Source organism: Haloarcula amylovorans (assembly GCF_004681185.1).
In the GTDB taxonomy this organism is placed as follows: Archaea; Halobacteriota; Halobacteria; order Halobacteriales; family Haloarculaceae; genus Haloarcula; species Haloarcula amylovorans.
On record NZ_SRIF01000002.1, the window covers coordinates 477390 to 493518 of the forward strand.

9 protein-coding genes and 2 pseudogenes are annotated in these 16129 nt (G+C 59.4%); 4 read left to right on the forward strand and 7 right to left on the reverse strand.

From position 1 onward, the window contains the following. Nucleotides 1–34: 34 nt before the first annotated feature. The 5 genes from E4S61_RS09675 to E4S61_RS09695 all read right to left on the reverse strand — a co-directional run bounded on the left by E4S61_RS09675 (nucleotide 35) and on the right by E4S61_RS09695 (nucleotide 8996). Entirely contained in the window at nucleotides 35–988 is a 954-nt protein-coding gene (locus E4S61_RS09675) for a hypothetical protein (protein ID WP_135303727.1), read from the reverse strand. Further along, nucleotides 988–2706 (reverse strand): hypothetical protein, encoded by a 1719-nt coding sequence (locus E4S61_RS09680; RefSeq protein ID WP_135303728.1) that lies wholly within the window; start codon nucleotides 2704–2706, stop codon nucleotides 988–990. Before E4S61_RS09680 ends, E4S61_RS09675 begins: the two co-directional genes overlap by 1 nt. A 95-nt stretch (nucleotides 2707–2801) precedes the next feature. Beyond that, a complete protein-coding gene (locus E4S61_RS09685; protein WP_135303729.1) occupies nucleotides 2802–3194 on the reverse strand; it encodes a universal stress protein in 393 nt (130 codons plus the stop codon). 1300 nt (nucleotides 3195–4494) lie between these two features. Then, nucleotides 4495–8187, reverse strand: a complete 3693-nt coding sequence (locus tag E4S61_RS26140; RefSeq protein ID WP_135303730.1) for a type IV secretory system conjugative DNA transfer family protein — start codon at nucleotides 8185–8187, stop codon at nucleotides 4495–4497. 554 nt (nucleotides 8188–8741) lie between these two features. Next, nucleotides 8742–8996: a hypothetical protein gene (locus tag E4S61_RS09695; RefSeq protein ID WP_135303731.1), complete on the reverse strand. Its 255-nt coding sequence runs from the start codon at nucleotides 8994–8996 to the stop codon at nucleotides 8742–8744. A gap of 160 nt (nucleotides 8997–9156) precedes the next feature. Here E4S61_RS09695 and E4S61_RS09700 point away from each other — a divergent pair, with 160 nt between their 5' ends. Beyond that, nucleotides 9157–9978: a DNA-binding protein gene (locus E4S61_RS09700; protein ID WP_245180661.1), complete on the forward strand. Its 822-nt coding sequence runs from the start codon at nucleotides 9157–9159 to the stop codon at nucleotides 9976–9978. Nucleotides 9979–10134: 156 nt separating this feature from the next. On the opposite strand, the gene E4S61_RS09705 is transcribed toward E4S61_RS09700, so the two are convergent. Beyond that, the gene (locus E4S61_RS09705; RefSeq protein WP_135304684.1) at nucleotides 10135–11280 is read right to left on the reverse strand and encodes a Fic family protein; all 1146 of its coding nucleotides are present in this window, start codon (nucleotides 11278–11280) and stop codon (nucleotides 10135–10137) included. A gap of 416 nt (nucleotides 11281–11696) precedes the next feature. On the opposite strand from E4S61_RS09705, the gene E4S61_RS09710 reads away from it, so the two are divergent. Together E4S61_RS09710 and E4S61_RS09715 are read left to right on the forward strand one after the other, a co-directional pair. After that, a complete protein-coding gene (locus E4S61_RS09710; RefSeq protein WP_135303733.1) occupies nucleotides 11697–12851 on the forward strand; it encodes a hypothetical protein in 1155 nt (384 codons plus the stop codon). Between the two features lie 117 nt (nucleotides 12852–12968). After that, nucleotides 12969–13915 (forward strand): annotated as a pseudogene (locus tag E4S61_RS09715) (transcription initiation factor IIB). Nucleotides 13916–14238: 323 nt separating this feature from the next. On the opposite strand, the pseudogene E4S61_RS26645 reads toward E4S61_RS09715, so the two are convergent. Then, nucleotides 14239–15418: pseudogene (locus E4S61_RS26645) on the reverse strand (Fic family protein). Between the two features lie 207 nt (nucleotides 15419–15625). Here E4S61_RS26645 and E4S61_RS09725 point away from each other — a divergent pair. Further along, nucleotides 15626–16090: an SWIM zinc finger family protein gene (locus E4S61_RS09725; RefSeq protein ID WP_135303734.1), complete on the forward strand. Its 465-nt coding sequence runs from the start codon at nucleotides 15626–15628 to the stop codon at nucleotides 16088–16090. Nucleotides 16091–16129 lie beyond the last annotated feature (39 nt).

Here is a 16129-nt window from a genome sequence, read left to right on the forward strand (position 1 = left end):
CGGGATCGGCAGTCCGGTGACGAGGACGACAGACCTACTCTAAATCGAAGCCCGCGTCCTCGCGTGACCCCTCGAACGGCGGTGCGAGTACGCCGCTGCTGTACTCGAATATCTCTTCCCAGATTTCCCGCTTGATCTCGACGCCCTCGTTGACCATCTTTCCGACCCGTTCCTGCACGTCACTCGGCCGGAAGACCGTCGTGAAATCGGCTGCCTCGTCTTCGACGAACTGGTCGACGATTCCCTGTACCTCGTTCGGATACCGGGGATGGAGCGGGTCGATGCACACGGTCAGGAAGCCCGACTCTGCCGTCTGAAGCGGGCGGGCAGACGGCTCCATCGACCGTCGTAACAGTCGGTCCAGCAACCTCGTCTCAGCGTTCGAGTAGCGGTTCTCCTCCTCTCGGTCAAAGAACGCTTGCATCAGCGGGTAGTTTCGGTACTGATGGAGACCGCGCTCGATGGCGTCCAGTATCTTGACGTACCCGACCGACGGCTCGTCGAGTTCTCGTTCTGCGAGTAGTGGTTTCGGGTCCCCGGGCGTTCCGACGATGGTCCCCGCGCCCCTCTCCGTGTCCGCGTAGAGGACTATCGGGACGTACCCTCGTTCGGCCGCCCGATAGGCCGTATGACCGATGGTGGGCAGACTCTCGTCGCCAGAACTGATAGAGGCGTAGGTGATTCCGATCCCGTGTCGATGGGCCTGTGAGCAACTGAGGTCTAGTGCCGCCTCGCTTGAGACGAGACTCGGCTGTCCCCCACTGTCGACGATCGTAATCATCGAGGCATGGTCGGACAGCGAGAGAGCGGCTCGGTCCCACTCCGATAAGTCGTCTAAGAGGCGGTGGAGCGTCGTGAGTCCCGAGCCGCGATACGCTTCGGTCCACCGGATGGCGTCAGCGTTCGCCCGAGCGGTACCGTCCGGAAGCCCGGCGGCGGAGAAACACTGTCCGGCGAGTTGCGGGACTTCTCGAATGCTCAGCAACATCAGTCGTCCCTCCAGTAGTCGGCCCGGTCGGGTCGCGACGGATACGCCCAGTAGGAGGTCTCGCCGTCGGGCAGTTCCTCGCGTAGCGGTGCCCCCTGGAAGAACGTGCCTCGCACCCAGCCGATAGATTTCGGGTGCGCCTTCTGAATCCCCCAGATGGCCTTGAGACAGGAGATGAACGTCAACGGGACGAATTCCTCGTCGATGGGATTGGCCCGCACCTCCGCGTAGGGGAGATTGTGGACCGTCTGTATCCGCTCGACGATTTCGCGGTGCTCCGGGTGCTCGAAGAGGAACTCGGCCACGGAGTCCGCCGCGGGCGCTTGCTGGAGGTCCGCGTATAGCTGCTGCACCTGTCGAGCGATGGCGGCGTCGATCTCGTACTCCTCGTAATCGTGTTCCTCTCGCACGCCGATTCTGGGCTCTTCGTTCTCGATCGACCGGTACCAGATGTAGTGCTGAGCGCCGGACTGGGACATCTCGATGTCGAGCGCCCACTGGTAGCTCGACGTGATGAGCGACTCCAACTCGGCGAGCGACATCTCCGGTTTGACGTCGCTGGTCTCCGCGGTGGTCAGCGAGTCCTCCAGACCGTCACAGACCTCGGGGTAGACGTCGATCAACAGCGCGTGAAGGACCTCTTGCGTTTCCGCTTCCAGATTCGTTTCGGCCCATTCACAGAGCTGCGTCCAGAGCGTGTCGCTACCGGAGTCGCCGTACAGCGCACCGACCTGTTCTAGCGCTTGCTCTAAACCGTGCGCGATGCGATCTTTCGAGTGGAAGAAGCGCTCTGTGTCGCTCTCGTCCTCGTCGAACCACGTCTCCGTGTGCTCGACGAGACGTGTGAACGTCTCGATGTCGTCGTCCGTCGGGTCTCTGGCCTTGGCACGCGCCAGCGCGACTTCTCTGGCGCGGAGCCAGGAGTGAACGAACTGCGGGTGGTTGATCATATAGAGGATTATCCCGACGCCGGAGGAGTTCCCGGTGCCGAGGTACCGCTTGATATCGTCGGACAGCGTGGCTGCGTCGGGACTCCGGGCCTTGGCCATTTCGTCAGCCAAGTCGTAGCCGAAGACACGGAGCATATACACGGCGAGCATCTGCGCCATGAACGGCCGTTTCAACGGATGGTCGTCGTCCATCGCCGCGAACACCTTGGTGCCGTTCAGTCCGTTTCCGTAGTATCCCGAGGAGCGAGTCAGATACCCGCCCTGGGAGAGGAACTCGACGTCGGGCTGGTGGCCCGACGCCAGCGAGTCGACGATGTGGTCGAAGAACCGCGAGCTCCGGTTGGCTCTCGACCAGATCAGTACCTTCGGGGTGGCGCGGCCCTTCCGCACCTTCGGAAGCTCTTCGAACTGAGAGTCGATGAATTCCGGCGTCGCACGCCCTTCACAGAGGAACGTCTCCAAGTCCCACGACTCGGCGATAATCCGATCGGTGTTCTCCTCGTCGCTGGACTGTCGCGACTGGACGGCGAACGAGAAGAGACGCGACGGGGTCTTGATATTGTACACCGCGCGTCCATTTCCCGCTTCATCTACGTCCACCTCCACGAGATCGATTCGCCACTGTTCTCGCGCCATCTTTTCGATTAGGAGGCGCGCGAAGCTGAGTCGCGTCTGCTTTAGAGCGCCCAGCCGCTCCGGTTGCATCAATTCTGACGGGTCACGTAACGAACCCGTCTCGAACGGGTATTGGTTCTCACCGAGAGCCATATATCGCTAGCTCGCTATATTATTACTTAAAATTGGTGATGGACAGCACTGGTGGAACTGTGGTCACCGACCAGAGCGCCCTCCACCGGAGAGAGTCACCCCGTAATGACGACGGGTCGGTCGGTCGAGTAGATGACGTCCTGCGCAACGCTCCCGACGAGGACCTTCGCGACGCCTGAGCGTTTCCGCCCGCCCAGAACGATCTCCGCCGCGTCGACGTCGTCCGCGTGCTCGACGATACGGTTCGTGACGGTCCCGGCGTCCGCGACGCGATCGACAGAGACGCCCGCCGCCTCTATCTGCTCGGCGACCCTGACCGCCGTATCGACGTCGTCGAAGCGCTGCTCACCGCTGGAAGACTCTTCTCGGGGCGTTACATGCAGCACCGTCGCTCTCACCTCGTCAGTACCGGGTAGCGACGTTACGTAGTCGGCCTGGTGGCTAGCACGCTCTGCGTCCTGATCGACAGGTACGAGTACCTCGTACATCGCGTCTAGAGGACTATCGACACATTTTATAAAACTATCCCCACGAGACGTGAACGGTTTCCTCGAGTGCAGTATCGGTCTTCTCTTTGCTCGCTCCTCGATAGAAGAGTGACGGTTCGGACCCTGAAACCGCCGACATACGAGCGAGAGTCGATTCGATTATCCTTGCGTGCACGAGACCAGTCCCCGACAGTGGTCCACCACTTCGGCGGCTGTGACGTCGCCACGGCAGCGAGGGAGTCACTCCCCTGCTGTTCGGGTGTCGTCTAACGGGCGAAGCATCAATGGCCCACCACTCCGACTGGGTCCGCGCTGGGTCTTGAGTCTCCCGACTGGTCGATTCTGTTTCTATCGACTCGTGCTGACATCACGGTTGAGCGTTCTCTCTACTCACCTACCTCGAATCCGCGGCTTCTCTCGTATTCAGTTTTCTCATACACTTCTTCTTTCGGCCCAAGTGAGCGGATATAGAGTTATATCTTCTATTTTATGGCCGTAATTGACCCATTTAATACTATAGCTTCGAAATAACTCTCTTATTTCCACCATCTTCTTCTATATGTTCGCTGTCCTTCTTGATTATAGAGATTAGGATGTAGGGAGTCGGATAGATAGTTTCTCCAACCTTGGATTATCCACCGCTAATCAGACTGTGAACACGAAATAACAGCCCTAGAAGAGGCTACATCGAGACAGTCCCACGGGGTTGGGATGGTGAGTCGCCGAGCGGCCGTGCAGTCGCAGACTCGGCGGACGGCTCCCACAGAAAAAGCCGAATAGAGATCTACGCAGACAGTTTCCAAGGTTAGTCAAACCCGGAGACGGTGCCAACCTTGGACGGTCGTTTCAGGATATCGGTCTGGATTTTGACTATTCTGCTCGCGATGGTCGAACGGTCGGATTCTGCTGAAACGCCGAGCGATAGCACGAGCGCTGCACTGAGCGGGCATGGTCCCTGCTGTTCAGTGAAAGTGCTCACCCCGATTCTCCCACTCTAAGGCTGTCATCGTGGCTGTTCAGTATCATAGGCGGCAACGAATTCCAAGGTTGGACCAGCCGAGAGCGCAACAGAGTGTTTCTACACGGATTTCACCGGACTGTGCCGTATCGGCAGCGTATGCCAAGACGGGGAACGAATGCGCCATTTCCGCGAAGCGAACCGTGTCTGCGGATGGGTGAGTAGCGTCAGAGAAAGTCACACAGATGCAAGATGGAAGCCCACGACTTTAGCTGAAAGAGAGGGCGCTAAGCCCCCGTCCTCCACGAGTGAGGCGAAGCCAAACGAGTAGGGCGGGGTAGTTCACTTGTGGGTACCCGACGTAGTCTGTTCGGCCACCATCTCTCGGACCTGTTCGAGCGTGAACATCGCCGTACAGCCCGGCGAGTCGATGCGGAACTCGCTTGCTGGCGTGCTCTCGGCGTACGTTTTCTCGACACGCGGGTCGCCCTCCAGCGGGTCGTTCAGCGCGCGTAACACGCGATGGGCCTCCGAATGAGACATCGTGATCCAGACTGCTTCGTCGGGGTCACAGGCGGCCATTTTGTCGTAGTCTTCTGGGACCGCTCGGCGAAGGTCGTGGTTGATTCGCTCGGCTTCGAGCGTGACGACGACGCGGCCCTCCCCGTCGAGACCGACGGCATCGATGCGGTGACGGTCGTACTCGTCGGCCGTTTCGACGAGTTCGGTGGCGTTGTCACCCATCGCACTCGATGCGGGGACCACCGTCTGATCGCGTTCGTCGAGCTCGAAGTACGGGATGACCCTCACGACCGAGGAGTCAGGGTCGTTTTCGTAGCATTCTATTAGATATCGGCGGCCGACTTCGACCGCGAGGACGTGCTGACTCGTCTCCTCTAAATCGCCTTTGCCGTGGCCGTAGTCGACGCCCTTGCGGTAGTGCTCGCCGATGAGTGACCTGCCCGCAGGCGTCACCGTATACAGTCGATGGGGACGATCCGTATCGTGCGTAAGCAAGCCCTCGTCGACGAGGTCTTGAATCGCCTCGCTCTCGATTCCGAGGTACTCCTGCAGTCGGAGCATACTATCGTAGAGGAGGTCATATTCCGGCGGGTCATAGCGCAGTTGCTGGGCGTTGTAGACCGCTTGGAGGAACATGAGCTGTCGGTCGGAGAACACCGAGACATCGCGCTCTCCCGTCGAGAGCTTGAGATTCACCTCACAGATGGGGATGTCGTCGGGATCGACCCTGTCTAGTGAGGCACAGCACTCGATGGCTCGAAGCATTCCCGCACTATCCGGATCGTATCGGCTCTCACAGCCATCACAGACGAGGCCGTGTCTCGAAGCGTCGTAGATTACCATCGACGGCAATCGGTTCGTATAGGGAAGCGCGCTGTCGACGCGAGTCGGCACCTCCTCGTCTTCACCGACCGCACCCTCGACCGGACTCGGCTCGACCAGTCGAAGGCCAGCCGTGGTTACGACGTTCTCGTGAGTCATCGTTAGTGCCTCCTTGAAGCCATGACGCTGCGGAGCCATCGTCGACGCCGGATGGCCACGGGGCGGGGTAAGCGACCGAGCCGTGAACGGAGTGGGTTCGTCCGTATCGAATTCGGCGGGCAGGGAGACGAACCATTGGCCGCGACGGAGCGCCCGGAGTCGGTTCCCTACCTCTCGGGCATCCATCTCGTCGGTGGCCAATCGTCTCGTGAGTTTCTCGTCGACCGCGACGTTACCCGTGACGATGGTCGAGACGTTGTTCAGGACCTCCTGATAGGCCCGCTCGCTCGACTCGCGGAGTTGGGCGGGAAACTGCATCGCCAGGGTCAGCGCACAGTCAAAGCTCCGAGATTGGGAGAGGAGCTCAGAGAGCAGCGACGAGACGGCGATGCTCGCGGCTTCCTCGATGTAGACGTTGACCAGTGGACGAGTGCCGCCTTCGGTGCCCGTCGTCGCGTCTTCGCTCGCCGATGCGCTCAGACCTTCAGCATCCATCGACCCACGAGCACGCCGTTTGAGCGCCGACCAGAGGTTCGAAAGAACCAGGAGGGCAAGCGCACGCTGTGCCTCGCTCCGCAGTTGCCCCGTATCGAAGATGATGACGACGTCTTCGTCGAGATAGTCCACGAGGTCGAAGTGCGGGTCGGTGCTGTCAGTTCCTCTCTCGGGAACGTGATTGAACAGCCGAGCCAATCGCGGGTCGACGGGCACCTTCTCGATGCGATTAGCCACCCCTTGCATGATCTCGTCGAACGTTCGCGCTCGGTTGGCGACGACGCCTGCGAGCATCCGTTCGAGGTCACCATCAGAGACTGGCGGGGCCGTGTTCCGGTCGTGCATCTCCTGAATCGCGCCGTGGAAATCGCGATGACTGAACGCGTCCGCACCGCTTACGGGGTCGAACATCGCTTTGACCATGTAGCGGATGATATCAGGCGAGCGAACCGCCTGCTCGAAGCGGTCTCGACCCATCAACTGGATCAGTATCTCGATGTAGTGTTCGACCCTGTCCTCGACGGCCGTGGTTCGAGCGATGCCCCGATCGAGTTCATCCCGGATATCGAAAAACGAGAAGGCGGGCAACAGCTCGGCACAGTCGAAATAGAGGACGTTCTCGAGCGTGCCGTAGCGCTCGTAATGTGCCTGCATGTACTCGATAGGCATTCCATCGCCCTTCGGGTCGATGAGGATATCTGCACCGTCCGTGGCCTCGTGGTTATCGAGCATCGCCGTCACGAGACTCGTCGACTTCCCCGACCCGGTCTTGCCGAACCATGCCAGGTGGAGTGACTGCAGCGTCGGCGGCAGAGAGACGAGCACCGGGTCAGGTGCGCTGTCCTGTGTCAGCGGATGGCCAAGCGGGAGCCCCGGCCCGTAATATCGGTCGAGGTGGCGTTGCGGTGGGTGGGCAAGCGGTTGTCGGTCGACAGGGGTGGCGTCGGCGAGACGACGGCCGGCCGCGGTGAGTTTCGCGCCGTCGAGGAGGCAAAAGCCGCCGACCTCGCTGGCGTCAGCGACGAGCACTGGACTTCGGGAGACGCCCCACGGCAGTCGGTTGGCCAGTCTGTTCGCTCTCGTCCGGAACGTCCGCTCCGCTATAGCCTGTCGAACGATAGCGCTCTTCTTTCCAGTCGTGACGGTGCCCGCTATCGTATAGGTGGTGTGTCCCACTGGCCCGAACGCCGTTTCGAGGTCTCGTGCGACATCGGTCGGCGTCCGCCCCATCCGTTCATCTCCAGAGCCGCTCCCGACGAACGCTCTGACGTTGACCTCGAAGGAGTTCCGTGGGTCACGCTCGTCGAGTTCCGTTAGTCGCACCTCGTCCGGTCTCGTGCGGATGGATTCGGGATCCTCCGGCCGGCCGAACACCGCATTGGTGAGCGCCCCACCGAGCGTATCGCTCCCCGACTCGATATCGAGCCGGCGCATCTCGAGGTCTGCGGACCAGTCGGGCTTTCGCCGACAGAGTACCTGGAACACCACTGGATGGGGACTGTTCGCGATGGTCTCCACAACTCCCGATAGCGGGATGCGGTCGTCCTCGCTCTCGTAGAACGCCTCAAAGGGCGTGAGCCGCGTCTGCCAGTCCTTCGGGTGCTCACAGCGGCGCTCGAACTCGACGGCCGCAGGCTCCGTCTGTGCCTCCGTGGCGTTGCCTGGCTCCTCGAAGATTTCGGATAGCAGTCCTTCTCTGCTCGTCCGCATTCGCTCAAAGGCGTAGCTCTCGGGAAACAATCCTCGCAAGACGCCTTCGAGCGAGTCGAGTTTCGACGTCTCGTCGACGCTCACGTAATACGCGACTCCCTCGCTGTCGCCGACCAGCAACCACTCGACGGTCGGAGCCTGGGCCGTCCCCAGAAGTCCGCTGAGCCGAGTAGTTGAGGGTGTTTCGAGCCGATGGAGTCGCCGCAGTTGTCTCTCGATTCCTCGTGGGTCGAGTGTCTCGGTAGCGGGCTGTATCCGGATGTATGTCTGGGTAGTCTCGGCTACGACCGGGAGGTCGCTATCGGTCGGTTGGACGGTATCTGACATCTACACTGATTGGTCTCCGACGCTCGCAGACGAGATAGTCGTTATTGCACCTGTCGGACGGTCGTGCAAATCTATGGCAAAGTCTGGAAGCGGTGTTGTCCCCGAACAAGACGCTCGTCAATAGGCATATTCGAGACCGCCAGCAAGTTCAGCTTGTAGAGAAATCGCGATTTCTCTTCGACTGGAGGTGATACTGACGGGTTTGAGCCAGATGATAGGAGAGAAAGACTACAGAGACACACCACTATTTCATCTAACCAGCTGATATATTCGACGGAGAATCGCTCTACTTAGGAGAATCAGTCCACTATCCGAATGTCAGCGGTTGCTATATTTGATTGTTCACTTGAAACAGTGGTGTGTCTGAGATGTGCTCAAATACCTGGGCTGTGAGTTTTCTTAGGACTGTATCGATACACCCACGGTCAGCCTCGAAAGCCCTCGGTGCGTTCGCGGCCGCTGTGTGACATATCCTCACTCCGCTCGGATAGGGGCCACACAGCGACTCCCGAGCGCGAACGTGGCGGCTACGCCGCCACGCGCACCTCGCCCTTTCAATCCACCAGGAGAGCGGCTGTGTCGGCCTTGTACGGCGCGTCCCGCTCGCCCGGCCCGACGCCCGAACCGCGACGGCGAACGGCGTTCGCCGTGCTCCTCGCTCGCCCTTTCGGGACGCCAGCACCAAGCGCGCGTTCGGTCCTCGCGGCGCTCGGACCGAAAGCGGCTTGCGCGCTGGCCGCTCGGTCGGGCTGGCCGGTCGCGCGTGACTGGTATGACCTATCGATGGCACGCGCCGTTCGCGCCCTCACGGGCGCTCACGAAGGCGCGAACGGCGCGTGCAGACGTGTCTGTCTAGTCGGTTGTGAGGAAAAACCGCGATGTAAGGGTCGCGGTTGTCGGGCGTCGTGAAACGCCTTCGGTCAGTGAAGACCAATGTCTAGTAAGCGCACAATCGGTAATGAAGTTTCGGTGGCTGTACAGGCGAACGAACGGATTCCGGCGCGGTTCGAGGTGGTCGAGGAGACGCCCGAACTGCGGCCCTCTGTCGAACAGGAGAGACAGGGAACCGTCGATACGAAGCACTACGAGGCAGTCGGACGAGGGCTAACCTTAGAAGCAGAAGAACGGCTGGCAGCACGCGAGGCGGAGATCGGGCGGACGCGAAGCCGGTGGGACCACAGACAGGACTCAGATAGAGAGGCCCGGACGAGAGATAGCGTCGAAGCGGGGAACCGAGACCGACGACGAGTGTTCGCTGAGCGTGCAGCGAGCGTGGATACGTGGGCAGACCCGGAGCGGGTGGACCCGCGGTCGGAACTCTCCAGAGACGAGCTGGCGAGCGTGAATCGGCAGGCGCGGCGTATCAGCGAGCGAGTCGGGACGGGGGCAACGGCGGCGGCACTCTCGAAGCGACTGGCGCGACGGCTGGCAGATGGTGCGGATATCGTAGAAGCGTCGGTCGACGTAACGGACGAAGAGTGGCTCGGCCGTGGGACGATGGTGCCGATAGCGAGACTTGGAGATGTGAAGCGCAACGAGGTGTGCATCGAGGGGCGAGTGACGAAACTCTGGGAACCGAGCCATCCGGCTATCCGGCAGGTCGGGCTCATCGAAGACGAGACGGGGACGACGAAGTTCACATCGTGGATGCGGTCGGCGCAGACGCTGGTTCGGGAAGGCGAACAGGCGCGGTTGCGGTCGGTCGCGACGAGCTGGTACGAGGGGCGCGTCTCCGTGGCGCTGACGGGCTGGAGTTCCATCGAATTCCCCGAACGCGGCGTGCGGCTGTAGGGCCGGTCTCCCCACTCTTTTTTCTCGTGCCAGTCTCCTCCCCAACCGTCGTCCTCGCTGCGCTCGGACGCCCCTCGCGCGCGGTCACGGCCCACGGGCCGTTCCTCGCACGCGCCGACCGCTGCATGCAGCGAATAGAGCCTTCTGGGCCGTGGTTCAGTGAAGAATCTCGAAAACGTCGATCGCTTTGTACTCTTTTCCGCGCTCTTTCCCGGTTACTTCTTCGATAAGACCATCTGCTTCGAGATCGTCGACGACCTTGTAGGCAGTTCGGCGGGAGATATCGAGATACTCCACTAGATCCGGGGCCATGAAATACGGATACTGGAGCAACTGCCGTGCGAACTTGTCCGTATTCGTGTTGCCCGAATACTCCTCCTCGTAGTGTTCCTGAAGCTCTCTCAGTTGCTGCGTCCGCTCATACGACGTCTCGGCTTGACTCCTGAGTCCTTCGAGGAAGAACGTAAGCCATTCGTCCCACGCACCGTCCTCACTCACGGCACGCATCCGTTCGACATACTCCACTTTGTGCCGGTTGAAATACGCGCTGGGGTAGATGTATGGGCTTTCGAGATACCCGTTGCTCACTAAGTAGAGGATAATCAGGAGTCGGCCAAGCCGTCCATTCCCATCTGAAAATGGGTGGACCGTCTCGAAGTAATAGTGGATGATAGCGGCGTCTATTAGTGGATGATACTGGCCACCCATCTGGAGATATGACTCAAGGGATTGCATGAGGCCAGTGAGTCCGTCAGGCATCGGCGGGACGAACGGACGCTTGCCAGGCCGTGGGCTCGTCAGGTGAACCATGTGATCGCGGAAATCACCGACCACATCACCATCATTTCGGACGTCTTCGAGAAGCATCGAATGGAGTTCTTTGATGAGTGAGAGCGTTATTTGGTCTCCCTTCTCGACTCGGTCAAGCCCATACGTCAGTGCGTGCTCGTAGTTGAGGGCCTCTTTCAGGTCCTTCTCAATTGTTAGGTCTTCTTCCCCGGTTGGGTTCTGGGTATGATATGCTTCGACATCTTGATACTCGACGTCGGCTCCCTCGATACGTGCCGATTCGACTGCTTCGATACGGATAAGAGAAGTGTAGAGGACCGCAGCGAAATCGACGGTCGAACTGATCCCGTCGATACGGCCGATCTGATACGAAGCTTCGGCGACCAGCTCATGCACTCGCTCGGGAATTTCGAGCTTCGGCTCAATGGGCAGCGACTCCGGTGAATAGTACGGATTTGGATGAGAGGGGACGTATGTTCCCGGTGCACTATCCGGAAGCTCCTTGTCGGACATTTCGGTGGTAGTCTCTTCTCTCTCTGTTAGTATAGCTGTTTTTATATTCAGTATACGGAGAAAGTGTGAGAGGCCGTCCATGTAAAATTCCGCGTGAATTGTATACTTGCGAACGGTCTTGTGACTTCTCTGTGCAGTTCATTTATATCCGAATACACTAATGGCGCAGGAGCCAGACTCGGTGTGCGACGAGAGCGCCACTGCTGTACGTACAACCAGCACCAGCCAGATTAGGCGCTCAACAGGAAAACATCTGCCGAGGAGTCGATGTACTACGAATCGATCGCGGGCGGATGGAGCAGGGACTTTCGTTTAGAGGGAGTGAGACACCGTCTCTCCCAGACGAACCGACGCAACCGCGTTTTGTAGCGCCCTGACGGGTGCGGGCGCTCGAAAATGAGTGTTCGTAGAAACACATGAAGACTCCAGAGACAACGACCGTATTTGCGGGCGTCGACGACCGAACAGATGCGGACCTCCCGACGTGGTATGCACAGAGAAAGACAGTCGACTCACCGGTTTCGTTCGCCGAGGCGATTCGAACCGTGCCTCGGGCAGTGGAGACAACGGTGGCTTACACCAATCCCTACACCGGCGAGTGGATACCGACTAACCGATTCAACGCCGTCGTCGATCCGGAACGACTCGACCGACAGGCACGCGGTGAGGAGACCGACCCGCTCTTTCACGTCCCGACGGACAGCTACGCCATCATCAATCCGATCGAGGTGTACGGCCCGCTCGAAGACGTCCTTCGAGAGGAATCACTCGATGGACATCCACTCGGTGACGTCGTCTTCGGCGAGATTCGACAGTACCGCGGCGGTGGCGAGGTCCACATGGACGTCCTCTTCGACGGCCTCTCGGTGACGCTCCCCGGGCGAAGCGAACCGATAACGATGGGTGTCACGTCGGGCTATGACTTCTTCGGCGGCCACGCCGTCTACGTCGAAGGCTTCGCCCGCGATAGCTACTGTGCGAACTCGATCCGACAGCTGACCGACCGCGAGACGGTCAAACACGTCGGTGACGTGGGTGACTTCCAGGGCTGGTGGGAAGGGATTCTCGGGCAACTCGGATTGGTTGCAGACGACCTGCTTGCGTTCATCGAAGACGCGGGCGACATCACTGTCAACTTCACCGAGGTGCCCTTTGACATCTCGGAGTTCTACGAACTGCTCGGGTTTCCCTCCTATCTCGCTGACCGGGCGGCGAGCGACGTCCGTGCGGAAGCACCGGACCCCTTCGATATCGATATGTGGACGCTTCACTCCGGAGCGACGTACGCACTAACGCACTTCTTCACGGGGAAAGAGGGGACGGCGCTCGATGGGTACGTTCGGACGGCCAACGATATCTTGTTCAACCCCGAGGCAACGATCCGGGCAGTCGAGCGAAACTACGAGCAACGAGCTAACGCAGATACTGACCGAGACGAACAGACCGGACTGGAGAGTCAGGTTGCACTCGCCCAGATTGAACGCGTCGGTCGTGACGTCCGCGAGAAAGCCACCCAGTTCGAGACGCGAGAGGCGACACTCAGAGAGCGCTTTGCCAGTGCGCAAGAGTGAGGAGAGGAAAGTATCCCAGGCAGAATCCGCTCTACTGGTTGGCGCTCTTGACGCGAACCACACTGATTGTATTGCCCCCTAACGGGTGCGGGGCCGAGCGGCCTCGCATGAGTTCGAATGCACACGAGAGACATCTACGAGAGCGGATTCGACGAAGAGAGCGGTCGAACACTCAATGGGCGTGTCCTGAATGCGACGGCAGCCTCGAAACGGACGGCGGCGAGACGAGCTGTGTGGTGTGTGGGCTCATCGTCGATTGTTATTATTTCGACCACGCCGCCGAGCCGCGGAGCTTCTCGGAAGACGAGACGTCGACCGAACGCACTGGCGCGCCGCTGACCGCGACGCGTCACGACCGCGGCCTCTCGACTGAGATTGGCTGGGATACCGATGCGAAGGGTAACAGGCTCTCAGTGCAGAAACAACGACAGCTCCGCCGACTCCGACGCGAACACACCAGAGGGCGCTGGCGGTCGAAAGCCGAGCGAAACCTCGCGGACGGACTCGGTTCGATCGCCAGACTAAGTGGCACACTGGACCTGTCGTATTCGCTACGAGAACAGGCCTCGTCGCTGTTCAGAACGGCCCAATCAGAGGAGCTGCTCGTCGGGCGCTCCATCGAGGCGATCGCCGCAGGCTGTGTCTACGCTGTCTGTCGGGTAAATGGTATCACACGAACTATCGAGGAGGTCGCCGAGAGCGCACAGGTCGATCAATCCCGAGTTCTCAATGGGTATCGAACGCTCAACGAAGCCCTCGCGTTACCCGCTCCCCCGCAGTCGCCAAGCGCGTTCGTTCGGAAACTGGCGAGTGAACTCGACCTCCCGCAGGAGATCGTCCACGAAGCAACGACGCTCGCAGAACGCGCCCATACCTCCGGAACGAGCGCGGGGAGACATCCTGCTGGCTTCGCAGCGACCTGTCTCGGGGTTGTTGCTGACGAATACGGACACTCCGTAACACAACGTTCCCTCGCAGACGCGGCCGGTGTGAGCGCGCTGACGGTGCGGAACAACCGGGAAGCCGTTGCGGCGCTAGTGGAGGATACTGAATGGGCCGCGTAGTCAGACTCTGTATCTGACTGTTCGACCGCTCGGTACCCGGTCTTGAGTATCGGCATCGTGAACCACGGCTGCCCTATGGCCGTAGCACTATTCGAAGTGTGGCCGCGACGACTAACAGGAACTGCCCGTCCCTGCGTTCGCCTTTTTCGCGTGCTACGTCGGTAGCGACAGCACATCGTCTCGGTGACCAGCCGGTGAGTCTCCTCGCCTGTTCGCAATATTAGTTCGTCTTCGGCCTGTCGACGGGGAAATTGTAAGGAAGTGTCGGATTCACTCTCACCCGACGGGCGGGATTCTCTCCTTGCAGAAAGACAGACAAAGGCTCAGTACGTTTGGGGCGGCCGCTCAAGAATATCGAATATCTCCTTCGCACGGTACTCTTTATTACGTTGTTTTCCGGTAACTTCCTCCAAAATCCCTTCATCTTCCAGCGCAGCAATCGCACGGTACGCTGTTGATCGCTCAATATCGAGCCTGTCCGCGACCGTTTTCGTCGACATGTAAGGCTGCTCGAAAAGAGTACACGCTAAGCGGTTTTTCGCGTACTGGACGCCACCGTACTCGTTCTCGTAACGACGCCGCAACATATCTAATTCCAGCGTGCGGTCAACGGACTCCTCGGCCTGCTGGGCGATTCCTTTAACGAAAAACGACAACCAGCCTTCCCAGTTGCCGTGCGTCCGAACCGCCTCCATTCGGTCTACATACATAGCTTTGTTCCGATTGAAGTACTCGCTCAGATAGAGATTCGGCCGTTCGAGAAGCCCGGTATCGTACAATTGGAGCGTGATAAGAAGGCGGCCAAGCCGTCCGTTTCCGTCACCGTATGGATGTATCGTTTCGAACTGATAGTGAAACAGAGCGATGTCTATGAGTGTGTGATAGCTGCCCCCGGTTCGATAGTACGTCACCAGCGCGTCCATCAGTCCGTCTATCTCGCTAGGCACTGGTGGCAAGAAATCGCCGAGGTGATTCGGAGTCGTCTTGTAGGCACCAATCGTCTCGGTATCGATGCGGTCGTCTGGAACGTCTGTAAGTAGCGTCGTATGAAGTTCGTGAAGAGGGCAACAGAGAGTTCTCCACCACTATCGAGTGTGGCAATACCGTCTTCGATAGCCTGCTCGTAGTTCAGAACTTCCTGTTATCCTTCGTACCTGTGTCACGAATCGAGGATTCGAGTGAGTCGTTCTCCCCACTCTCATCGAGAGTGCGTGTCTCGAGGCTGTAGAGCGCGTTATAATCGATATTCGCGCCTTCAATCTCTGCCGACTCCATCGCTTCCTTCCGGAGGAGCGAGGTGTAGAGAACCGGTGAGAAATCGAGCTTAAGGCTGACGCCGCTGAGCTTTCCGAGCCAGAACACGGCGTCGGCGAGCAACTCGAAAAAGTCCGTATCCAATGCAAGATCTCGAGAGGGCGGTAGTGGTTCTGGTCTGTAGTACGACTCTCTCCCGTAGGAGATGAGTTCGCCGGGGGCAGTATCGTCGATTTCGACGTTCCTCATGCACGTACCCATTCTACTCGCCCGCTATAGATGAATCTAGTGCTCCTAAATGCAAATAGCGGCCCTAGAAACTGGTACCGTTGCAGCTCAGGATGATTGTTGCAATTATGGTTGGTCTATCGCTTGCTCGTTCTCACCTCCGCTTCGCATCCGATTTTTCTCGCGCCCTGACGGGTGCGGGCGCTCATCTGTGGGTGCCCGAGACCAATGCATCCGTTAGCCAAACTTCAGTTCAGTAAGCGAGTCGCAAAGCGCGCCCAATACGAAGCGCTCGATATCTCCCTATGTGGTGATGAGGTTCTCGTCCGAAACGAGAGCCACGCCGATCCCGAGGATCACGAATACACCGTTACCGTCGAGGATGGCGTGCCGGTGGCCTGTACCTGTCCAGCGGATACTCGCTTCGACGGGGCCTGTAAACACCGGGTAGCCGTCGCGATTCGGCGGCCACTGCTCGACGCAATAGCGTGTCAGCGAGTAGGGGAGCCACTAGTGGTCAGCGACGGCGGACATCCTCACTCGGGAGTGACCAGCGAGATATCGAGCGATGAGACGGTAGACTCGGGTGTAGAGAACACGACAGCGGATGAGACGGCCAAGGAGTGCGACGACTGTCGTCCAGCGTTTCCGTGCTGGGAATGTTACAAAAGGGGCCATGCCGATTTCGAGTGAGCTTACTCCGTCGAACAGCGGGACGCCACTCCTCCCTGG

Coding starts and splice junctions, on each gene's coding strand:
- E4S61_RS09705 (WP_135304684.1), bottom strand. CDS start 11,280: ATGTCCGACAAGGAGCTTCCGGATAGTGCACCGGGAACATACGTCCCC.
- E4S61_RS09685 (WP_135303729.1), bottom strand. CDS start 3,194: ATGTACGAGGTACTCGTACCTGTCGATCAGGACGCAGAGCGTGCTAGC.
- E4S61_RS09710 (WP_135303733.1), top strand. CDS start 11,697: ATGAAGACTCCAGAGACAACGACCGTATTTGCGGGCGTCGACGACCGA.
- E4S61_RS09680 (WP_135303728.1), bottom strand. CDS start 2,706: ATGGCTCTCGGTGAGAACCAATACCCGTTCGAGACGGGTTCGTTACGT.
- E4S61_RS09675 (WP_135303727.1), bottom strand. CDS start 988: ATGTTGCTGAGCATTCGAGAAGTCCCGCAACTCGCCGGACAGTGTTTC.
- E4S61_RS26140 (WP_135303730.1), bottom strand. CDS start 8,187: ATGTCAGATACCGTCCAACCGACCGATAGCGACCTCCCGGTCGTAGCC.
- E4S61_RS09725 (WP_135303734.1), top strand. CDS start 15,626: ATGCATCCGTTAGCCAAACTTCAGTTCAGTAAGCGAGTCGCAAAGCGC.